The organism is Mesorhizobium sp. BHbdii, assembly GCF_053848045.1.
Genome location: NZ_JBSPKX010000004.1, coordinates 450,557 through 471,031, shown reverse-complemented (window position 1 = coordinate 471,031; position 20,475 = coordinate 450,557). Strand labels below are relative to the sequence as shown.

Genomic DNA, 20,475 nt, shown 5'->3' with positions numbered 1-20,475 from the left:
AGGAAGTGGGCGGCGCTCGGGCGTGTTAGAGCTGGCGAAGACCTTGCCGGGCGGGCCGATCTCGTGGATGCGGCCCTCATGAAGGACGGCGCGGCTGGCGAAACGCATTGCATTGAGGGACCAGCGTTATGCCGTCGGGACGAGGGCGAGCACCTCGGCAACCAATTCGGGGTCAAGTGCGGAGATCGTCGATGGCGCCCCGGTTAGGCGTGAAGAACCTCACGACCGGAAAGGGATCGTGGTTCGGAACCGATTTGCAAGCAAGGCTGGGGCGACAAGATAAAGGACCATGGCGATCATCACGACGCCGGAGAACCCGATATGCATTGCAAGCAGCGTGGCGAGAATCGCGCTCAGCACGGACGCACAGCCGTTGATTCCCCACGCCCAGGGAATGAATGTTTCCGAACGCGCGCCGACATGCCCGAGGCCGAGGGGAAACGGCATGCCCATAAAAAGAGCGAGCGGCGCTATGAGAAGGAGCGCGATCGCGATCTTCGCGGCGTCCGGGAACGCCAGCAGCCTTTCGAATACTGAGGGTAGCGCGAGAAGGTAGGTGGCAGCCAGGACCGCGATAACCCCGACAGCGAGGGCGATGCCGCGCACCGCCGATCCGCGCCCGACAGCCGCTGCCCAGCGTGCGGCAACGGCGCTACCGAGACCGGCGAATGCGAGGAAGCCCGCAAGCACGACAGCGACAGCGTAGAACGGATGGCCGAGGAACAGCACAAAGCGCTGGATGAAGGCGATTTCGATGAAGAGGAAGGCTAGCCCCAAGGCAAGGAAGTAGAGCCCGAAACGCAGCCGGTGCAAAGCTTTCCCGAGCGCGTGTCTGCGAATCCATAGCGGCAGGAGGATCAGGACGGCGCTGAGGATGGCAGCCTGGACCAGAGTCGTCACGAGGATCAGGTAGCTCCAGTCGAGCATCGCTGCCCCGCCCTGGGTGCGCAGGGCTAGGAGTTCGGGCAGGGCGCGCCAGCGGAAGAAGTCGAAGAAATGGGGCCGATTGTCGGTGGCCGGTGCGATGGCGAACTTGTAGCGCTCGATGAAGTCGGCGCGCTCAGGGCCGAGGAGGGCGAGGGCTCCCTCGTAAAGATATTCCTGATCGAGCTGGTTGAAGTGGTTCACATCGCTCGCGGAGATGCCTGGCACCCAAGAGATGTCGAAGAAGTTCTCGGCCGCGAAGCTGCGAATGGCCGCAATGTCTTCGCCTTTGAAGGGCGACTTGGCGACGAGCAAAGTAGCGGTATTCCAGCTCCGGATCAGCGCCAGGTGCCGGCCCGGTTCGCCCACGCCTTCCGCCTCGAGCGCTGCTATGGCGGTGGCGAACAGCTTAAGGCTGTCACGCGGCGGCACTCGCAGCCATCGTGTGATAGCGACGACACCATCTGGTCTGAGAATCGCGAGGTAATCCCGCATTGCCTCCACGGTATAGGTGTAGTTTTCATGCAAGCTCTGCACGCCGGCCGCGGCCGCGCTGAAGGAGTCAAGGAGCGGCATCTGGATCAGGTCGTAGCGCTCGCCGGCAGTCGCAGCGAAGGCGCGCGCCTCGGCCAAATGCAAGCGCAGGTTCGGTCGGCTGAAGATACCGCCAGCGAAGTCGGCGAAGCGATTCCGAGCCAAGTCGATCATTTGCGGGTTGACCTCTACCGCATCCACCGTATCGGCCCCGGCGCGCAGCGCCAGCAGCACCTGCTCGCCGCCCCCGGCGCCGAGGATTAGTACCCGCGGCCGCTCGAGGATGCGGTACGGCAGCGCCGCCGTTGTCCGGTCGAGATAGGCGACCTTCGCCGGATCGCCTCCATAGGCGGTAATCGCCGCAATACTGTCGCCATCGGTGAAGACGGCGAGTTGCGCAGGCGGCTCTTGGGTGTTGGCTAGGCTGAGGCCAGGCGCGTAACGGAAGGGGACGGTCGGACTCTCGACAACCGTCAGCAACCCGAGCGGGCTCGACCGCTCCTCGATCACCCGCGCGTTCGGAACCTCCAGGGCCATGCGGAGGCCCTTATACTGCGACATATGCGGCTCGGGGGCCACCCAGGACGGCGGTAGCGATACTGCAACGAACGCCGCCGCAAATCCAAGGCCGCCCGCTGCGAGCCAGCGATGGCGGACCATGCCGAACGCGGCAAGGGCAGCCGCCGCGAATGCCAGTGCTGCAACGAAACGCAGCGCCGTAGATGGGAAGACCAGGAACAGGAGCCCGACGATACCCAGCGCACCGATCCCTGCGCCGGCCAAGTCGAAGGCGTAGACGCGTCCGATCTGTCCGGGATGGCGGCAGAAAGCAAGGCCGACGCAGGTCGCGCCAAAGAAGAACGGCAGGATCAGAAGCGCATAGCTGGCCGCGAGCCAACCGAGCTGTCGCGGATCCCAGATGATCTCGAGCGCGTTGAACGGCAGACGTTCGGCGATGGCGAAGCTGGCTACCGCGGTCATGCCGAACAGCGCTGCCGACGCCGCGAAAGCAGCCGGGTACCGCTCCACTAGCCAGCGCTGGGCGAGCGCAATGAACGTACCGCTCGCGCCGAAGCCCAAGAGCGCGATGCTGATGATCATGTAGGCAAAATGGTGCCATTGAACGATCGAAAACAATCGCATCAGCAGCAATTCGTAACCGAGAACCGCTGCCGAAATGAGACCGACTGGTAGCATGCGGCCCGCTCTCACCGGGAGGGACCTCCCCGCAGCGGAACGAAGCTCACCGGCAGCAGCTGCCGGGTCGTGATGCCTCCGCCTAGTCGCTTCTCGACGAGCATGAGAAACTGGGTTGCAAAGGGGCCTCCCACGGGGATGACCATCCGACCTCCTTCAGCGAGCTGCTCGACAAGCGGCGGCGGGATATGGCTGGCAGCCGCGGTCACGACGATGCCGTCGAAGGGCGCGTGCTCAGGCCAGCCGTAATAGCCGTCGTCCACCTTCACCTGAACGTTGTCGAAGCGGGGCACCGCAAGTCGTGCCGCTGCCCTCTTGCCCAGTTCCGGGATAATTTCGATCGAGTAAACCTTGGCGGCGAGGGGCGACAGGACGGCTGCCTGATAGCCCGAGCCGGTGCCGATCTCGAGGACGGTGTCGCCAGGCCGGACATTGATCAGGTCGGTCATAAGCGCGACGATAAAGGGCTGCGAGATTGTCTGACCGTGCCCGATCGGCAGGGGCCGGTCATGATAGGCCGCGCCGCGCTGCGCCTCGGGTACGAAACGGTCGCGCGGCACGGTGCCCATTGTCTTGAGCACCGCCGGATCGATACTGTATGCCGCGGAGCGGGCGTGTCCCTTTATCGTCTCGATCATGGCCGCACGCTCGGCTGCGCGGTCCTGCGCGGGCGCCGATGTCGAAACGAAGGCGGCGACACTCGCGAGAAACGCGGCCAGCAACGCTCGGCACTGGGCTAGAGCACTCATGAACCTCTCCTGGCCCACGACGTCGAGAACAAGGGCGGCGGCTTTTTGAAGCAAACGCCGCTCCGATCTCACACCAAACATGTCGCGGCACCAGGTCCGGATCAACCCCGTTGGAGGTTGGTGGTGCGTCAGAAGGCGTCTTCCGCCTCAGGCGGCGACCGCAAATGGGACGGCAAGCAGCCTGGCTGCATTATGCACCCTTCACGGGTACCAGGGACCTCGCGGTTACCTGCCTGCAAGTCCGCTATCCACTTTATTGCAGCCCCTCCGACGAATCGACACAAACGTCCGGAGCTGGTCATGTCGAGACCTCAAGCAGGACTCGCCAAGCGGCTTTGGCGCAGACCAAATCAGCCGATTTGCACGCCAGAGTACGCCGTAGCTCCCCCACGACGGTAATGCCTCTTTACACCCGGCTCCGACCGGGCTCGAGATAGTCTAGTCGCTGGAAGGAAGATGAGAGCCGTAAGAGCAGCCAACATCGAACGGAGACCCAACTGGGCGCCGAATCTGCGCTATCACCGCCGTTTGCCCCTACTCCCACTCGATTGTCTACTGCCCTCATAGCTTATTGATTATGCGATAGAATTCTAATTGGCGTTCCTTCGAATACCGTCAACAATACCGTCACAAAAAGGCTTAAATCCAAATCTGCGACGGAGCACCTCGCAGTATCCGAAACACCGCCGATCGCCGCACGGCCGTGCAGTGTCCTGAGATACCATCTTTCTGTTGGCCTCTGCTGTAGGGATGCCTGTCAGATCGTTAGCTCGGGATCGTGTTGCTTGCCAACCGGGTTTTTGTGCTCTGACGGGTCGATGGGCTGTAGCGCGGCTTTTGTTCCCATCGCAGCTGAGGAAGCGGGTCGTCAGTCAGGAAATGACCGATAGCATTGACAATGCACCAAACCCTCCTCGCCTTTGGTCCGTTGGACCGATGGCGCTGCCGAGATTTCCCCATTTCTCGTCTGCGTTGTCGGTCTCTTTTTTGGCCGGGCGGGCGGCAACTCGTTCGGATTGCCCTTTAGTGGGGGAGCGTCACCTGCTCCGATTAAGCGGTTCAGTGCCCTGCGTTCTGGCCCTTAGGAATGTGTCTCGTGCCGAATGCCGTTGTTGAACGGTAAGAAGGGGGCTGTTTGTGGAGGCGTTCAGTATTAGGCGCTGGGGCCATCTGGTCCCGTCGTTGCGTGCCATTGCTCGATGTGCGGGCCTGTTTGAGCGCCAAGCGACACACACCATGGCCAGCAACGGTAAGACTGTGATACCATTGCACAAGTTGCGTCGCCGCCGGCAGACTGTCGTTTCCGCGAAGCCGGACAAGCGCAGTGCTCAGTATCGTAAGTCTCAACCCGATGAACAAGTAGCCGCGGATTATGGAACTTGTCGTCGCCCTTGGCCTGATCGCCTTCAAGGTCGCGTTGCTGATTGCGATCCTGCTGCTGCTGCCTTTGCCGCTGACCTGGGTGGAACGCAAGATCGCTGGGCACATCCAGCAGCGCATGGGGCCGATGCGCGTGGGGTGGCACGGGCTGCTGCAGCCGGTGGCGGACGGCATCAAGCTCTTGACCAAAGAGGACCACATCCCGGCCGAAGCCGACCGCTTCCTGTTCAAACTGGCGCCGATCCTGGCGCTCGCCCCGCCCTTCGTGGTGTTCGTCGCGATCCCCTTCGGCGAAAGCGTCTCGGTCCTCGGCGCCGAGATCACGCTCTACGTCTCCAACATGAACGTGGCGCTCCTGTTCGTCTTCGCGGTGATCGGGATCGAGGTCTATGGCGTCATCTTCGGCGGCTGGGCCGCGAACAGCAAATACGCGGTCCTGGGCAGCCTCAGGACTTGCGCGCAGATGATCAGCTACGAGATCCCCATGGGGTTCGCGGTCATCGGCGTGGTAATGCTGGCGCAATCCATGAGCCTGCTCGAGATCGTGCGGGCGCAGGCCGATGTCTGGAACATCGTCTACCAACCGGTCGGGTTTTTCGTATTCTTCGTCGCCGGGCTGGCCGAAGCGCAGCGCATTCCATTCGACCTGGCGGAGGCGGAAGGCGATCTGGGGGCCGGGTTCCATACCGAATACAGCGGCATCCGCTTTGCGTTCTTCATGGTCAGCGAATACGCCGTCATGCTGCTGGTGTCGGTCCTGTCGGTCATCCTGTTCTTCGGCGGCTGGAACGGCGTGCTGATCCCGTTGCCGCCGCTCCTCTGGTTCGCGCTCAAGGTCGCGTTCTTTCTCTATGTGTTTATGTGGTTCCGCTTCACCTTCCCGCGCTATCGATACGACCAACTGATGGCGATCGGGTGGAAAGTCTTGCTTCCACTGTCACTGGCGAACATAATAGTAACAGGAGTTGCTTTCCTTTGAGGGCCACTCCAAGCGAGGCGGCGATGTCGCGCGCACTGCACGTACGTGGAACATGGATCGGCTGGGCATTCTTCGCCGATCTAGCGGGCGCTTTGGCGCTGACCTTCGGCTACATGTTCTCCAGATCCGTGACCATGCAGTATCCTGACAAGGAAAAATGGTTGCCCTATTCGCGTTACCGCGGGCATCACTTCCTGACCCGCGACGAAGAGGGCGAGATCAAGTGCGTGGCCTGCGAGCTCTGCGCGCGCATTTGTCCCTGCGACTGTATCGAAGTCATTCCCTACGAGGACGAGAAGGGCAACCGGCATCCAGCAAAATTCGAGATCGACATGGCCCGCTGCCTGTTCTGCGGGCTGTGCGAGGACGCCTGCCCGGCCGACGCGATCGCGCTTGGCCAAGAGTACGAATTCTCAAGTTTTTCCTCGCGTGACCTGGTGGTCGGACGTGACGATCTGCTCGGCAAACCGGGCAAGGCGACGACCGGCGGCGGTGTGGTCGCGGCGCGTCTGAACACCGAACAGGACGTGCTGGTCGAGACGAGTGAGCCGCAGGGATACAACTGGTGGCGGAATATCCGCCGAACGTGAACGCGCGGTAGCCGTCAAGCCGGAGCACAGGAGGCTCAGATTGCTTGTCTGCCAAATCTTGAAGACCAAATCTCCCGAGCTCATCTCGGTCACACCAGATCAGACGGTCGTAGAAGTCCTGCGGCTGTTTCGGGACAACAACATCGGATTCGTGGTCGTCAGCAGTTCGCCCGGGGAATGCCTGGGCACGCTGTCGGAGCGGGACTGCTGCTATGCGGTGGCTGAATACGGAATCGAGGCGCCCACAATGCGGGTCGCCGACATCATGAACCGCAGTGTGGTGACCTGTTCGACACAGGATTTGCTGCCCTTTGTGATGTCGCTCATGACCGACCGACGCACGCGCCATGTGTTGGTCATGGACGGCGACGCTTCTGTCGGCGTGGTGAGCATCGGCGACGTGGTCAAGCACCGGCTCGACGAATTGCTCCGTACCGAGCAAGCGTTGAGCGATTACATTGCCGGGACCCCTTATCACTGAGGATACAAACCCGGGGGAGCCGATTAGGGTGAACTGCCCGGAAGCTCGGCAATGCCTCGGCCGCGACTTTCAGGGCGCGCCTCGACTCCGGTGGCGAAGGCAGCGTGCGCCTTTTGAACCTCCACCGGACAAGGGTATTCGCCCCGCCGCATAAGGCTGTTGAGACGCAGGTCTCTATAGTTTTCCGGCACGAACACGAGCCTCCCGGGAAAATGCCTATTGACCTTGAGCTGCGCCCTCAGTTCGCCCTGGGTGGATCGTACGATCACCTGATCGCGATCCGAAAGGCCAAGCTGCGCGGCGTCCCACGCGCTCATCTCAACATATGGGTCATCCGCCACCGTATTTAGGATCTCCGAGCGTTCGGAAAGATATCCATTGTGGAACAGGCAGTTGCCGGTGACCAACATGAGCCGGTCGGCCGCATTCGGGTTAGGCGGAGGGGCGAAGAACTCGCCAGCCGGCGGCGTCGGGTCCGCCGTGGTGAATGCTCCGTCAGCGCCAAGCCCGTCCTGCGTCAGCCCTTGGTAGGCCGGAACCAGCCGGGCAATCTCGCGGAAGATTTCGCCTTGCATCGACGGTTGCATTGCCTGGTTGCGGAGCGCTGCGACGAAGTCCAAGATCGCCAGATTGCCCCGCGCCTCGAAGGCGGGTTCGCGGAACTTGCGGACCGCCTGGATCCGGCCCTCGTTGTTGGTGAAGGTGCCGGATTCCTCTCCATAACCCGCCGCAGGCAGGACGACATCGGCCAGACCCACGGTATCGGTGAGGAAGGTGTCCTGCACGATCAGGAGATCGGTGGCATCGAGCGCCCGCTTGACGAATCCCCGGTCGGGATAGGTCATCAGGGGGTCGCTTCCGACGATATAAAGCGCGCCTACCCACCCCTTGTCACAAAGCGCCAGCATTGCGTCGAGATCCGCGCCCGGCTCAGGCGGAATTTCGGCGCCCCAGGCCCGTATGAGAGCTGTGCGCGCCGTGTGATCGCCGACCGGGCGCAGCCCCGGCAGGGCCGCCGGCAGAACCCCCATGTCCCAGGCGCCCAGCTGGTTGGCTCGGTCGAAGAGGAACTGCATCGCCGGGCCCTTGCCGAGCACGCGGAGAACCCGCAGCAGGTTGGTGAGCTGCTGCAGCGTTGCGCGCGCTTCGGAAAGCCTCAGGAGGTCGGCGCTGACAAGCACAGCGACGCTCCCGCCGTCCAGCAGCGCAGCGGCTAGACGGTCCGGCCCGTCGCTGCCGGTAGTCGCTGGTGCCCAGCCGGTTGCCGCGCCGCCGCCCGCAAGAACCTCGCTCGGCAAGGCTTGGCCGGCCGCCGCCACGAGACCGGCCACCACTGCGGCAAGGGCCGCAGCCTCAGCGCCCGGAGCAACACGAACGACCGCTCGGGCATCGGTGTCCAGCCGGGATGGCCTCGCCGAGAGCATGAGCAACCTGGTCTGCCTCCGCCGCGCCGCGTCTCGCAGCAGGTATTCAGTGACCGGGTTCTCGTCGGTCACGTTGCCACCGACGACAAGCACGCAGTCGTTGCCGATCACCTCCTCCAGCGGCGCGCGGCTGTAGAAGCCCGCCACCAACGGGCCGAGCGTCTCGAAGGGCGTGGACCAGCGCGACGAGCAGTCGATGTTGTTGGTCCGGAATACCGTCCGCATCAGCTTCTGGAACTGATAAAGCACCTCGTTGGGCAGGCGCGGCGAGGCCAGCCCGCCCGCAGCCTTGCTCTCGACGGCCGACAGGCGCCGGCGCAGGTAGTCCCCGGCTTCGTCCCAGGAAACCGGAACCAGTGCACCGTCACGACGGATCATCGGCCGCTTGATCCGGTCCCGGCTCCCGACGAAGTCGAGGCCGAAGCGCCCCCGCACGCAGAGCGTTTCGCGATTGACGCCATGCTCCCACTTCGAGCGGACCCGCATGAACTCGCCCTTGCGCGCGCCGACGGTGAGCTGGCAGCCGGTGCCGCAATGCGGGCAGACCGTGTCGGTCTCGACCAGATCCCAGGGCCGTGCCTTGTAGCGATAGGGGAAGCTCATCAGCGCGCCGACCGGGCAGACCTCGACGCAATTGCCGCACTGGTCGCAACTCGCGAGACTGCCCTCGAAGCCGGTGACGGCGGTATCCATGCCTTTTTCGATGGTGCCCAAGGCGACCGCTCCGACCACGTCCTCGCACATCCGGACGCAGCGCTGGCACTGGATGCAGCGGTTGACGTTCATGATGATGACGGGGCTGAGACGGATGTCCTCGGAGTGGAACACACGTTTGGCATCGCGGAATCGGCTTTCCCGGGGCCCGTATGCCATCACCATGTCCTGAAGCTCGCACTCGCCGCCCTTGTCACAGATCGGGCAGTCGAGGGGGTGGTTGGCAAGCAGCATGTCGAGCATGGAAGAGCGCGTTTCGTCGATCAGCGGCGTGTTAGTCCGCACCACCATGCCGTCGGTGACCGCGGTGGCGCAGGAAGGCTGCAGCCGCCGCTGCCCTTCGATCTCCACTAGGCACATGCGGCAGGAGGCCAGCGCCGGCAGCCGCTTCAGATAGCAGAAGGTCGGGATTTCGATGCCCAAACGCTCGGCAGCCTGCAGCACCGTAGAGCCTGCGTCCACTTCCAGCGTTTGTTCATCGATCGTGACGCTAACCATGACTTCTTGCGGCCTTCTCCCTGCGCGCTCCTTAGTGAAACGAGCACCTGCCCTCCTCGATATGGGCGACGAATTCATGCTCGAAATGCGCCAGTGCCGCCCGCAGCCCCATAGCCGCGCCGTCGCCCAGAGCGCAGAACGTGTTGCCGAAAATGCCCTTGCAGAGCGCTTCCAGCTGTTCCAGATCGTCCGGCGCGCCCTGCCCTGCCTCGACCCGGCGCAGCACTTTCACCACCCAGTTCAGCCCTTCGCGGCAAGGCGTGCATTTCCCGCAGGACTCGTGGTGGAAGAACTCGATGATCCGGGTGGCGACCTTGACCATGCAGGCCGAGTCGTCGATCACGATCACTCCAGCCGAGCCAAGCATCGAGCCGACCGCAGCCAGCGAGTCGAAGTCCATCCCGACATCCAGCCCGCGCTCCGGGATCAGCGGCGCCGAGACCCCGCCGGGGATCACCGCCTTGATCCTGCGCCCCGGCGGCGGCCCGCCGGCGCGGTCCTCGACCAGTTCACGCAGCGATATGCCCATCGGCAGTTCGTAAAGGCCCGGGTTCCGCACGTGCCCGCTGAGGCAATAAAGCTTCGGACCGGGGCTCTTGTCAGGGCCGATGCTGCGAAACCAGTCCGGCCCCCGCGCCACGATATGCGGCACGCAGACCAGCGTCTCGACATTGTTGATCACGGTCGGGCTGGCGTAGAGCCCCGCGACCGCCGGAAATGGCGGTTTCAGACGGGGCTGCGCCCGTTTGCCTTCGAGCGAGTCGAGCATCGCCGTCTCCTCGCCGCAGATATATGCGCCGGCGCCGCAATGGATGTGCACGACGAAATTAAAATCCGAGCCCAGAATCCGTGTTCCCAGATAACCCTTCGCATGGGCCTCGGCGATCGCCTGCTTCAGCCGGTGGATCGCCAGCACGTATTCCCCGCGGATGTAGACATAGGCGGTTTCCGCCCCGATCGCGTAGGCGCTGATCACCATGCCCTCGATCAGTTGGTGCGGATCACGCTCCATGATGATCCGGTCCTTGAACGTGCCGGGCTCGCCCTCATCGGCGTTGCAGCACAGGTATTTCGGCTTGTCGGCCCGTTTCGGCACGAAGCTCCATTTCAACCCGGTCGGGAATCCGGCGCCGCCGCGACCGCGCAGGTTCGATTGCTTGACGAGGTCGATGATCTCGTCGGGCGTGTGCTCGCGCAGCGCCTTCGCCAGCGCCTGGTAGCCGCCGCCGGCCTCATAGCTCGAAAGCAGATGGCCATCCGGCACGTCCATGTTTCTGAGAAGGACCGGTTCGAACATGGCGGCTACTCACCCGGCGGTCCTGCGGCGGCGAGTCCGGCGCCAGTCGTTTGCCCCGCCGCCGCGCGCAGCCTGTCCAAGAGCGCGTCGATCCGCGCAATGTCGAGGTCGCCGTGATAGTCGTCGCCGACCTGCATCACCGGGGCCATCTCGCAAGCGCCGAGGCATTCGACGGTCGAAAGCGTGAACAGCCCGTCCGGGGTCGTGCCGCCCTTTTCGATCCCCAGCACAGTCTCCAGATGCCTCAGCAGGTCCTCGGATCGGCACAGCATGCAGGAGAGGTTGTCGCAGAGTTGCAGGTGGAACAGGCCCACCGGCTCGGTGTGGAAGAGGGTGTAGAAGGTCGCCAATTCGTAGACCCAGACCCGCTCGACACCGAGGATGTCGGAGACCTCTTCCAACACCGGGCCGGGCAGGTGGCCATGTTCCTTCTGCGCGATCAGAAGCGCGGGCATGATCGCCGAGCGCCGGTCGGGATACCGCGCCGCCGCCGCCTCGATCTTTTCGCGCATGTTCATCGCGTCAAATCCCCTGCTACTTGTCTACCTCGGCCATCACAGGGTCGAAGCTGCCCAGCACGGCGATCATGTCCGCCAGGTAGCGGGCATTGCTGACCCCGAACAGTCCCTGAAGGTTGACGAATGACGGCGCCCGCACTTTCATCCGGAACGGTTTTTGCGACCCGTCGCTGATGATGTAGAACCCGAGTTCGCCCTTTGGCGCCTCGATCGCCGAATAGACCTCGCCCTTCGGCACCTTGAAGCCATAGGCCGAGAGGTCGAAATGCTGGATCAGCGCCTCCATCGAGCAGTGCACTTTGTCCTTGTCCACCGGGAAAGCGATTGTCGGCATGTCGATCTGGAATGGCCCCTCGGGCATCTGGTCGAGGCACTGTTCGATGATCCGGACGCTCTCGCGCATCTCCTCGACGCGGCATCGCCAGCGCGCGTAGCAATCACCCTCATCGCGGGTAATGACGTTGAAAGCCAGCCGGTCGTAAATCTCGTAAGGCTCGTCGCGGCGGATGTCCCAGTCGACGCCCGAGGCCCGCAGGTTCGGGCCGCTCAGGCCAAGGTCGATACCGTCTTCGGCCGAGATCACGCCGATGCCCTGCGTGCGCTTCAGGAACACCCGGTTGTTCTCGACCAGCCGTTCATAGTCGCGGATCCGGTTCGGGAAGATGCCGCAGAACTCCCTGATCTTGGGGAAGAACCCGCCGGGCAGGTCCTCGCGCACACCGCCGACGCGGCAGAAGGAGGTGTGCATCCGCGCCCCGCTGATCATCTCCAACAGGTCCATGATCATTTCACGCTCGCGCATGGCGTAAACCAACGCGGTCATGGCGCCCAGGTCCATCGGCAACGCACCGGTGATCAGGAGGTGACCGGAGATCCGCGCGAGTTCGGCCATCAGCACGCGGATATATTGCGCGCGGATCGGCGCTTCGATGCCCAGGAGCTTCTCCACCGCCAGGGCGAAAGCGAGGTTGTTCGAGGGCGGGCAGAGGTAGTCGAGCCGGTCGGTCAGCGGAAAAATCTGGGTGTAAGTGAAGCTCTCGGCCAGCTTTTCGGTGCCGCGGTGGAGGTAGCCGATGTGTGGGTCCACGCGCGCGACATACTCGCCGTCCAGCTCAAGGACGAGCCGCAGCACCCCATGCGTGCTGGGATGCTGCGGGCCGAGGTTGAGAAGCACCTCCTTTGTGTCGAGCGCTTCACCTGCCGGCCTGCTCAGTTCCGTGACTTCGGTCATCTCACTTCCCGGCGTCGAACGGCCTCCCTTATGGAATGTCCTTGGTGGCGAGATCGGGCTGCGTCGGCGGCGGGCCTTCCGCGCCAAACGGGTTCAGCGTATCCTTGTAGCCCCGGAGCGGAAAGTCCTTGCGCTGCGGAAAGCCCTCGAAGCCTTCCCACATGTAGATCCGGCGCAGGTCGGGATGGCCCTCGAACTGGATGCCATACATGTCCCAGGCCTCGCGCTCGTGCCAGTTGGCGGTCCGCCAGACCCCCGTCACCGACGGGACCCGCGGCGGATCGCCGAGGCGGCATTTGATCCGAACGCGCCATTTGTTCGGCAGCGAATAGAGGTGGTACACCGCCTCGTAGCGCAGCGTTTCGGGATAATGGTCGACCCCGCAGATGTCGGACAGGAAATCGAACCGCAGCGCCGGATGGCCCTTCAGGAATTGGCAAAGCTCGACGATCATGTCAGGCGGTGAGGCGAAAGCGTGAACCCCATGCGAGAAGCCAAGCTCCTCGATTTTCCCCCCGAAACGTTCCGCGATCAGGGTGCGGATGAGGGACGTCTCCACGCTCATGAGGCTGCAACCCGATCCAGAGGCGTCCCGGCCAGCGCGCGGGACCTCTTGATCTTCTCTTGGAGCAGAAGGATGCCATGCATCAGTGCCTCGGGCCGCGGCGGGCAGCCGGGCACATGCACGTCCACCGGCACGAAAGTCTCCGCCCCCTGCACCACGGCGTAAGTGTTGTAGACCCCGCCCGAGATCGCGCAGGTGCCCATGGCGATGACCCAGCGTGGCTCCGGCATCTGGTCGAAGAGCCGGCGCACGACCGGAGCGAACTTCCGCGTCACCGTGCCGGCGATGATCATCACGTCGGACTGGCGCGGCGAAGGCCGAAACACCACGCCGAAGCGGTCGAGGTCGTAGCGGGCGCAGCCGGCCGAAATCATCTCGATGGCGCAGCAGGCAATCCCGAAGGTCTCGGGCCAGAGCGCCGACCGCCGGCTCCAGCTGATGACGCTGTCGGCGGTGGTGAACAGCACGCTGTCGCGAATCGTTTCGCCTACTCCTCCCATTCCAGCGCTCCTTTTAGCCAGGCGTAGGCGAAGCCCACGATAAGCAGCAGCATGAAGACAAACATCTCGACATAGCCGACGAGCCCGATCTCCTTCAGCACGACGGCCCAGGGAAACAGGAACATCGCCTCGACGTCGAACACCACCAGCAGGATTGCTAGGATGAAGAACTGCACCCTAAAGCGGCCCCCGGCGGCCTCGCCGGCCGGGTCCATACCGCACTCATAGGGCATGTTCTTCGCGGGATAGGGGTTGGACGGGCGCAGGAGCGAGGAGACGAACAGCGTCGCCACGGCCACCAGGACAATTCCGGCGACCATGAAGAGAACCGGCAGGAATTCCATTCCAGTCATGTCGCGCTGCCCCGGTCACCCACCGAGGGCTTGCTCAAGCTGCGACCGACCAATCTTCTGGCCGGCGGTGCGGCCCTCGTGCAGCGACTAGGGCATCCTTTCGTAGCGCCAAGAGTATTCGGTTGGCCGGTTCATTGCAAATCCAATCGTAGTCAACCGCCGAACACGGAACTCTGGGCAAGCCTCAGAAACCACGCCGGAAACAGTCCGATGCCGATGGTGCCGGCGGCGGTCAAGGCGAGCGTGGCGCGGACGGATGGCGTCAGGGCAGGCTCGAACGCGCGCTCCGGCTCGCGCATGTAGATCACCATGACGATGCGGATGTAGAAGTAGGCGGCGACGGCGCTCAGCAGCACCGCGATCACCGCCAGCGTGACGAAACCCCGCTCGACGAGCGCCACCAGCACGTAGAACTTGGCGAAGAACCCGGCTGTCGGCGGAATGCCGGCGAGCGAGAACAGGTAGAGCAGCATCAGAAGCGCCAACCCGCGATGCGACTTGGCGAAGCCGGCGTAGTCCTCGATGATCTCGCCGGAGAAATCGCCATTCCGCATCACGATGACGATGCCGAAGATACCGAGATTCATGAAGGCGTAGATCAGCAGGTAGAGCATCACGCCGGCAATCCCGTCGGCGCCACCCGCCACCACGCCGAAGAGCGCGAAGCCCGCATGGGCGATGCTGGAATAGGCGAGCAGGCGCTTGAAATTGTCCTGCACCAGCGCCACGAAGCTGCCGAGCGCCATCGTCACCACCGCGATCACCGCGACGATGGTCCAGGCGTCGGAAGCGGCGACCAGCGGGTTGAGGAACACGCGCAGGATCACCGCGAACCCCGCCGCCTTGGGGGCGACCGACATGAAGGCCGTGATTGTCGTCGGCGCGCCTTCATAGACGTCCGGCACCCACATGTGGAACGGCACCGCGCCGACCTTGAAGACCAGCCCCGCGACGATGAAGACCACCGCCAGGAGCAATCCGGGATCGAGCGGGTCGCCGGTCACCGCCGCAGCCATCCCGTCCAGCTGCGTCGTGCCGGTGATCCCGTAGATCAGCGAGACGCCGTAGAGGAAGATTCCCGTCGAGACCCCGCCGAGAACCACGTATTTCAGCGCCGCCTCGTTCGACCGCCGCTCCTTCCTGAGGAAGCCGGTGAGCACATAGGTCGAGAGCGCCATCAGCTCGAGGCCGACATAGATCGACAGAAGATCGGTTGCCGAGGCCATGACCATCATGCCGGAAAGCGCAAAGAGCAGCAGGACATAGTATTCGCTCAACGCGATCGCCTCGATCTCGGCATATTTTCGCGACAGGAGGAACGTCAGGATGGTCGAAAGGTAGAACACCATCTTGAAGAAGACCGCGAAGCGGTCGGCGATAAACATGCCCGAATAGGCCGGCCGCACCTCGCCCGCCAGCATGAGTGTCGCCAAGCCGGCTATCAACACGACCGCGACGGAAGCCCAGACAAGGAAATGTCCCTGCCCCTTCCGCACAAGCTGTCCCAGGATCAGCAATATGCAGGCCCCAGCGACCACGACGATCTCGGGCAGGCTCGCAAGGATCGACTGGTAGAGCGCGGCGTCGGTCATGGGCCGTCCCCCCTGCCGTGCACCTGCGCCAGCAGATGCTTCGCCGATGCGTCGATGATGTCGAGAAAGGGTTTCGGATAGAGCCCGACCCAGAGCACAAAGGCGGCCAGTGGCAGGATCGCCACCATCTCGCGGGCGTTCACGTCGCGTATCTTGAACCGCGCGCCGACGCTGGCCGGACCGAGCGCGACTTTCCTGTACATGCCAAGCAGGTAGGCCGCGCCCAGCAGAGCACCCAGAACGGCGGCGGCGCCGACAGCCAGATTGGCCGCAAACGCGCCCGACAGCACCAGCAACTCGCCCACGAACGAATTCGTTCCCGGCAACGCCATCGACGACAGGGTGAACAGCGCAAGAAACGCGGTATAGACCGGCGCCGCCTTCATCAGCCCGCCATAATCCGCGATGCTGCGGGTATGGGTCCGCTCGTAGATCAGACCGACGAACAGGAACAACGCGCCCGTCGTTACGCCATGATTGAACATTTGCAGGATGCCGCCCTCGAGCCCACGGAGGTTCAACGTGAAAATTCCCAGCGTCACGAAGCCCATGTGGCTGATGCTGGAATAGGCAACCAGCTTCTTGAGGTCATCCTGCGCCAAGGCAAGCAACCCGCCATAGACGATCGCAAGCGCCGAAAGGGCCAGCATTAGCGTCGAATAATGCAGCGACGCCTCCGGCAGCATCGGTAGCGAGAATCGCAGGAAGCCGTAGGCGCCCATCTTCAGGAGCACTCCGGCGAGGATGATGCTGCCCGCCGTCGGCGCCTGCACATGGGCGTCCGGCAGCCAGGTATGGACCGGGACCATCGGCACCTTGACTGCGAAGGCGATCAGGAAGGCAAAGAACAGCCAGGACTGAACCCGGAACGGCAAATCCTGCGCCGTCAGGGCGAGGATGTCGAAAGTCTCGCCGCCGTGGAAATAGAGCACGATGACACCGATCAGGAACAGAAGGCTGCCCGCCAGCGTGTAGAGGAAGAATTTGAACGCCGCATAGACCCGGCCGTCGCCACCCCAGACGCCGATGATCACGTACATCGGGATCAGCATCGCCTCCCAGAAGACGTAGAACAGGAACAGGTCGAGCGCGCAGAACACCCCCAGCATCAGCGCCTGCATGGCCAGCAGGCTGACCATGAACTCCTTCACCTTGCGGTCGATCGCGACCCACGAGGCGAGCACGCAGATCCAGCCCAGTAACGCAGTCAGGAATAGAAAGAGCGCGCTGATTCCGTCGATGCCGAGCGCGTAAGTGATTCCGAGCGCGGGCACCCACGGGCGCGTCTCGGTGAACTGCATCTCGTGGGTAGTGGTGTCAAAGCCGGCCAGCATAGCGATGCAGAGAGCGAGGTCGAGGACGGTGACACCTAGCGCCGTCCACCGCACCTGATCGTCGCTGCGGAGAAACATCAGAACCGCTGCCCCGGCGGCGGGCATGAACACGATGAGGCTAAGCAGCGGGAACGCCATCGCACCCCTACCGCCACACCACAGCGAAGACGGCGATGGCTGCGATCACACCGACGATCATCGCCAGCGCGTAATGGGTCACGACGCCGGTCTGCAGCTTGCGCAGCGCACCGCCACCGCGCAGGATTGAGCGGGCGACGCCGTTCACGACGGCGTCCACACCGTTGAGATCGATCCGCAGTCCGGCCCGTGCGGTTCCGTGCAGGAAGGGCAGCACCGCGGTCTCGGACACGTCGCTCACCGCCTTCTCGTAGCGCGCCAGCGGTCTTTCGGCGAGCCACATGAAATGCCGCGCGCCTTTGCGGTAGAACCAGTCGGTGTCGATGCTGATCGTGTTGTCGGGGTCGAGCGCCCTGAGGAACAGCACGAAGCCCAATGCGGTGAACATCAGCACACCGAGGCTCTCGGTGACATGGACGCCGGTGTAGGGTTCGAAGTCGACCCGATAGGGCAGAAGCGCGTAAAGCGGCTGGGGGAAAACCCCGATCGCAATGCAGAGCACCGCCGCCATGCCCATCGCAACGAGCATGTTGCGGGGCGGCTCGCGCGCCTGAAGCCCCCGGTCGGTGCCGAAGAACATGTAGTAGGGCAGCTTCAGCCCGGTGTGCAGGAAGGTTCCCGACGACGCCATGGTGAGCGCTAACACCACCAGCGCGCGGTGGTCCTGCCCGGCGGCGGCGACCACCATCGACTTGGTGACGAAGCCCGAGAAGAACGGAAATGCCGAGATCGCGAAGGCGCCGACCATGTAGAGCGCCACGGTCAGCGGCATGGTCCTGTAGAGCCCGCCGAGCTCGGTGAGCTTGCGCAGCCCGGTGACATGGATCACCGCCCCCGCGCCCATGAACAGGAGCGCCTTGTAGAGGATATGCGCGAAGGCATGGCTGGAGGCCCCGTTCACCGCCATCTCGGTACCGATGCCGACGCCCGCCACCATGTAGCCCACCTGGCTGACGATGTGATAGGCCAGGAGCCGACGGCAGTCGTTCTCCAGCACCGCGTAGATAACGCCGTAAAGCGCCATTGCCGTGCCGAGCCAAACGAGAAGCTCGGTGCCCGGAAACGCCCGGGCCAGCACATAGACGGCGGTCTTGGTGGTGAAGGCGCTCATGAACACCGCTCCGGTGACGGTCGCCTCCGGGTAGGCGTCTGTCAGCCAGGCGTTGAGAGGCGGCACCGCGGCGTTGAGCATGAACCCGGCAAGGATCAGGTAGGCGGCGACGCCCATCCCCCCCTCGATCGGGCCGAAGAGCAAGGAGCCGGTGGCGAGCCCGTGGAGAATGACGCCGCCGAGCAGGGCGACGCCGCCAGTGATATGGACCATGAGGTAGCGGAACGCGGCGCGGATCGCCTGCTCGCCTCCCTGGGCGAAAACCAGATAGGCAGAGGCAAACGCCATGGCTTCCCAGAACAGGAACAGGGTCAGGTAGTCGCCAGCAAACACCACGCCGAGCGCGCTGCCAGCATAGACGAACGCCGCCACATGCTCTCCGGCGCCCGTCAGGTGCAGCGCATAGACCATGCCGATCAGCGCCATGATGGTGAAAACGGTGGCGAAGACGATGCTCAGTCTGTCGACCTTCGCAATCAGGATTTCCTGCCCGATGAACTCCGCAGCGCCGTAGCTGCCCGGCTGCACGGTGAGCACGGCGAGGATCGCCAGCGCGGGAATCAACATCAGATAGGCCTTGCGGATTGATCCTTTCAGGAAAGGGATCGGCAGGGCGCCAAGAATGAACAGCAGGGCGGGATGGACGAAGTCAATCATAATAGTCCTCGCGCCGCATCAACCCGCCCTGATAGCCGAGGAACTTGGAGACGAAGATCAGCAGGACGCAGGACAAGAAGCCATAGACGGCCGACCAGCCCGGCAAGCGGTCCCACAGGTATTCAGCGTGTTCGTGGGGGACCAGAAAATCGGCGATGACGATCAGAACGAGCGCCAGATAAAACAGCCGGCGGCGTTGCTCCGCGTATCTCGCCTCACCAAAGAAATCGACGACACGCCTGATCATCTGACCACTTCTTCCGCCAGGGTGAGAAAATAGCCGGGGAAAATACCCATCGACACCGACAGGATCGCGGTCGCGACCAGCGGGATCGTCACCATCGGAATTTCACGGACCGTCGCCGGACTTTCCTGTGTCTCCGTCCCGAAAAAAGCGACATAGCTGACCGGCAGGAAGTAGGCGGCGTTCAGGACCGAGCTCACCAAGAGCACGACCAGGAACGCAATCTCCCCCGCCTCTACCGAGCCCAGCGCCAGATACCACTTGCTGACGAAGCCCGCGGTCGGCGGCACCCCGATCATGCTGAGCGAGGCCACGAAGAACGCGCCCATCGTCCAGGGCAGCCTGCGGCCGATGCCGGCCATGTCGCTGATGTTCCGCTTGCCGGACGCGCAATAGATCGACCCGGCGCAGAAAAAGAGCGTGATCTTGGAGAACGCATGCGCCGCAATGTGGATGATCCCGCCGACCATCGCGACCGGCGACAGCAGGACCGCGCCCAGCACGATGTAGGAGAGTTGGCTGACCGTCGAATAGGCGAGCCGCGCCTTCAGGTCGTCCCGCGTCAGGGCGTAGATGGACGCCATCAGAATCGTGAACGAGACCAGATAGGCCGTTGCAATGCCGAGCCCCAGCCCGTCCACCAGCCCCGCGCCGAAGACATGGAACACAACCCGCAGCACGCAGAACACGCCCATCTTCACCACGGCCACCGCATGCAAAAGCGCGCTGACCGGTGTCGGCGCCACCATCGCGGCAGGTAGCCAGGCGTGCATCGGCATCACCGCAGCCTTGGCGAAACCGAAGAGATAGCAGAAATAGACGACCGTCAGCAGCGGCGCCGCGGCGTCGACCCCCGCCAGCAGCCCGCCTGGCACGAAGTCGAGCGACCCCGCCAGATGATAGGTCAGCGCCAGCGCGGCGAGAAGCACGCTTTTCGACGCCCCCATCAAATAGACGAGGTACTTGCGGCTACCCGTCCATCCCTCTTCGTCCTCGTGGTGATAGACGAGCGGATAGGTGACGAGGCTGAGCACCTCGTAGAAGATCACCAGCGTGAATAGATTGGCGGCGAAGGCGCCCCCGACGGCCGCCGCGAGGCTGGTGGCAAAGCAGGCGAAGAACCGGGTCTGTGCGTGCTCGTTCAAGTGCCGCATGTAGCCGATGGAATAGATCGCCGCCACGATCCACAAGAGCGACGAGACGGTGGCAAACACCATGCCGAGCGCATCGACCCGGAAAGCGAAGTCGATCCCCGGCAGAATCTCGAACAGGCGCAAATCGACCGTCCCGCCGGCCAGCACCCTGGGTGCCATCGAGGCGACAATTGCGAACATGGCGATCGCGGCCAACGGGGAGACGAGATCGCGGAGTTTCTCGCGGTTGTTCAGAACGAGAACTGCAAGGGCCGCCAGGCCTGCGACGGCGACGGCAAGCAGCGGCCGGATCGATATCACCGTGTCCAAGC

The 20,475-nt window shown here is 63.5% G+C and carries 17 protein-coding genes; 3 read left to right on the top strand and 14 right to left on the bottom strand.

Annotated features, from left to right (window positions below; genetic code table 11):
- Nucleotides 1-219: 219 nt before the first annotated feature.
- Together ACWTU8_RS22870 and ACWTU8_RS22865 are read right to left on the bottom strand one after the other, a co-directional pair.
- On the bottom strand, nucleotides 220-2,559 hold the full coding sequence (locus tag ACWTU8_RS22870) for a spermidine synthase (RefSeq protein ID WP_455849936.1): 2,340 nt from the start codon (nucleotides 2,557-2,559) through the stop codon (nucleotides 220-222).
- A 107-nt stretch (nucleotides 2,560-2,666) separates the two neighbouring features.
- On the bottom strand, nucleotides 2,667-3,458 hold the full coding sequence (locus ACWTU8_RS22865; RefSeq protein ID WP_455849935.1) for a protein-L-isoaspartate(D-aspartate) O-methyltransferase: 792 nt from the start codon (nucleotides 3,456-3,458) through the stop codon (nucleotides 2,667-2,669).
- Nucleotides 3,459-4,776: 1,318 nt separating this feature from the next.
- Between ACWTU8_RS22865 and nuoH the strand changes: the two genes are divergently transcribed.
- The 3 genes from nuoH to ACWTU8_RS22850 are packed head-to-tail and all read left to right on the top strand — an operon-like array spanning nucleotide 4,777 to nucleotide 6,834.
- Nucleotides 4,777-5,763, top strand: coding sequence for an NADH-quinone oxidoreductase subunit NuoH (gene nuoH, locus ACWTU8_RS22860; RefSeq protein ID WP_455838532.1), 987 nt, complete (start codon nucleotides 4,777-4,779; stop codon nucleotides 5,761-5,763).
- Between the two features lie 23 nt (nucleotides 5,764-5,786).
- Nucleotides 5,787-6,353, top strand: a complete 567-nt coding sequence (locus ACWTU8_RS22855; protein ID WP_455838531.1) for an NADH-quinone oxidoreductase subunit I — start codon at nucleotides 5,787-5,789, stop codon at nucleotides 6,351-6,353.
- Between the two features lie 40 nt (nucleotides 6,354-6,393).
- Complete coding sequence (locus tag ACWTU8_RS22850; protein WP_065007029.1) at nucleotides 6,394-6,834, top strand: CBS domain-containing protein; 441 nt, start codon at nucleotides 6,394-6,396, stop codon at nucleotides 6,832-6,834.
- Between the two features lie 23 nt (nucleotides 6,835-6,857).
- Here the strand turns inward: ACWTU8_RS22850 and nuoG are convergent, their stop codons facing one another.
- From nuoG to ACWTU8_RS22790, 12 genes are all read right to left on the bottom strand, one after another.
- Complete coding sequence (gene nuoG / locus ACWTU8_RS22845; protein WP_455849934.1) at nucleotides 6,858-9,470, bottom strand: NADH-quinone oxidoreductase subunit NuoG; 2,613 nt, start codon at nucleotides 9,468-9,470, stop codon at nucleotides 6,858-6,860.
- Between the two features lie 31 nt (nucleotides 9,471-9,501).
- A complete protein-coding gene (gene nuoF / locus ACWTU8_RS22840) occupies nucleotides 9,502-10,767 on the bottom strand; it encodes an NADH-quinone oxidoreductase subunit NuoF (protein WP_455849933.1) in 1,266 nt (421 codons plus the stop codon).
- A gap of 5 nt (nucleotides 10,768-10,772) precedes the next feature.
- A complete protein-coding gene (locus tag ACWTU8_RS22835; RefSeq protein ID WP_455849932.1) occupies nucleotides 10,773-11,285 on the bottom strand; it encodes an NADH-quinone oxidoreductase subunit NuoE in 513 nt (170 codons plus the stop codon).
- A gap of 16 nt (nucleotides 11,286-11,301) precedes the next feature.
- Complete coding sequence (nuoD, locus tag ACWTU8_RS22830) at nucleotides 11,302-12,516, bottom strand: NADH dehydrogenase (quinone) subunit D (protein ID WP_455838526.1); 1,215 nt, start codon at nucleotides 12,514-12,516, stop codon at nucleotides 11,302-11,304.
- A 28-nt stretch (nucleotides 12,517-12,544) separates the two neighbouring features.
- Nucleotides 12,545-13,081, bottom strand: a complete 537-nt coding sequence (locus ACWTU8_RS22825) for an NADH-quinone oxidoreductase subunit C (protein WP_455849931.1) — start codon at nucleotides 13,079-13,081, stop codon at nucleotides 12,545-12,547.
- Nucleotides 13,078-13,581, bottom strand: coding sequence for a NuoB/complex I 20 kDa subunit family protein (locus ACWTU8_RS22820; RefSeq protein ID WP_027152448.1), 504 nt, complete (start codon nucleotides 13,579-13,581; stop codon nucleotides 13,078-13,080). The genes ACWTU8_RS22825 and ACWTU8_RS22820 overlap by 4 nt, the downstream gene beginning before the upstream one ends.
- Nucleotides 13,569-13,934, bottom strand: a complete 366-nt coding sequence (locus ACWTU8_RS22815; protein WP_023800384.1) for an NADH-quinone oxidoreductase subunit A — start codon at nucleotides 13,932-13,934, stop codon at nucleotides 13,569-13,571. The genes ACWTU8_RS22820 and ACWTU8_RS22815 overlap by 13 nt, the downstream gene beginning before the upstream one ends.
- A gap of 152 nt (nucleotides 13,935-14,086) precedes the next feature.
- On the bottom strand, nucleotides 14,087-15,526 hold the full coding sequence (locus ACWTU8_RS22810; RefSeq protein WP_455849930.1) for an NADH-quinone oxidoreductase subunit N: 1,440 nt from the start codon (nucleotides 15,524-15,526) through the stop codon (nucleotides 14,087-14,089).
- Nucleotides 15,523-16,998, bottom strand: coding sequence for an NADH-quinone oxidoreductase subunit M (locus ACWTU8_RS22805; RefSeq protein WP_455849929.1), 1,476 nt, complete (start codon nucleotides 16,996-16,998; stop codon nucleotides 15,523-15,525). Before ACWTU8_RS22805 ends, ACWTU8_RS22810 begins: the two co-directional genes overlap by 4 nt.
- Nucleotides 16,999-17,005: 7 nt before the next feature.
- Nucleotides 17,006-18,766, bottom strand: coding sequence for a Na(+)/H(+) antiporter subunit D (locus ACWTU8_RS22800; RefSeq protein ID WP_455849928.1), 1,761 nt, complete (start codon nucleotides 18,764-18,766; stop codon nucleotides 17,006-17,008).
- Entirely contained in the window at nucleotides 18,759-19,013 is a 255-nt protein-coding gene (locus ACWTU8_RS22795) for a hypothetical protein (RefSeq protein WP_455849927.1), read from the bottom strand. Before ACWTU8_RS22795 ends, ACWTU8_RS22800 begins: the two co-directional genes overlap by 8 nt.
- The gene (locus ACWTU8_RS22790; RefSeq protein WP_455849926.1) at nucleotides 19,010-20,473 is read right to left on the bottom strand and encodes a monovalent cation/H+ antiporter subunit D family protein; all 1,464 of its coding nucleotides are present in this window, start codon (nucleotides 20,471-20,473) and stop codon (nucleotides 19,010-19,012) included. Before ACWTU8_RS22790 ends, ACWTU8_RS22795 begins: the two co-directional genes overlap by 4 nt.
- Nucleotides 20,474-20,475: the final 2 nt, after the last annotated feature.

What these genes read in the sequence shown, in the direction of transcription:
- ACWTU8_RS22825 (WP_455849931.1), bottom strand. Translation starts at nt 13,081, where the DNA reads ATGAGCGTGGAGACGTCCCTCATCCGCACCCTGATCGCGGAACGTTTC.
- nuoD (WP_455838526.1), bottom strand. Translation starts at nt 12,516, where the DNA reads ATGACCGAAGTCACGGAACTGAGCAGGCCGGCAGGTGAAGCGCTCGAC.
- nuoG (WP_455849934.1), bottom strand. Translation starts at nt 9,470, where the DNA reads ATGGTTAGCGTCACGATCGATGAACAAACGCTGGAAGTGGACGCAGGC.
- ACWTU8_RS22855 (WP_455838531.1), top strand. Translation starts at nt 5,787, where the DNA reads ATGTCGCGCGCACTGCACGTACGTGGAACATGGATCGGCTGGGCATTC.
- ACWTU8_RS22820 (WP_027152448.1), bottom strand. Translation starts at nt 13,581, where the DNA reads ATGGGAGGAGTAGGCGAAACGATTCGCGACAGCGTGCTGTTCACCACC.
- ACWTU8_RS22800 (WP_455849928.1), bottom strand. Translation starts at nt 18,766, where the DNA reads ATGATTGACTTCGTCCATCCCGCCCTGCTGTTCATTCTTGGCGCCCTG.
- ACWTU8_RS22795 (WP_455849927.1), bottom strand. Translation starts at nt 19,013, where the DNA reads ATGATCAGGCGTGTCGTCGATTTCTTTGGTGAGGCGAGATACGCGGAG.
- ACWTU8_RS22870 (WP_455849936.1), bottom strand. Translation starts at nt 2,559, where the DNA reads ATGATCATCAGCATCGCGCTCTTGGGCTTCGGCGCGAGCGGTACGTTC.
- ACWTU8_RS22805 (WP_455849929.1), bottom strand. Translation starts at nt 16,998, where the DNA reads ATGGCGTTCCCGCTGCTTAGCCTCATCGTGTTCATGCCCGCCGCCGGG.
- ACWTU8_RS22815 (WP_023800384.1), bottom strand. Translation starts at nt 13,934, where the DNA reads ATGACTGGAATGGAATTCCTGCCGGTTCTCTTCATGGTCGCCGGAATT.
- nuoH (WP_455838532.1), top strand. Translation starts at nt 4,777, where the DNA reads ATGGAACTTGTCGTCGCCCTTGGCCTGATCGCCTTCAAGGTCGCGTTG.
- nuoF (WP_455849933.1), bottom strand. Translation starts at nt 10,767, where the DNA reads ATGTTCGAACCGGTCCTTCTCAGAAACATGGACGTGCCGGATGGCCAT.
- ACWTU8_RS22835 (WP_455849932.1), bottom strand. Translation starts at nt 11,285, where the DNA reads ATGAACATGCGCGAAAAGATCGAGGCGGCGGCGGCGCGGTATCCCGAC.
- ACWTU8_RS22810 (WP_455849930.1), bottom strand. Translation starts at nt 15,526, where the DNA reads ATGACCGACGCCGCGCTCTACCAGTCGATCCTTGCGAGCCTGCCCGAG.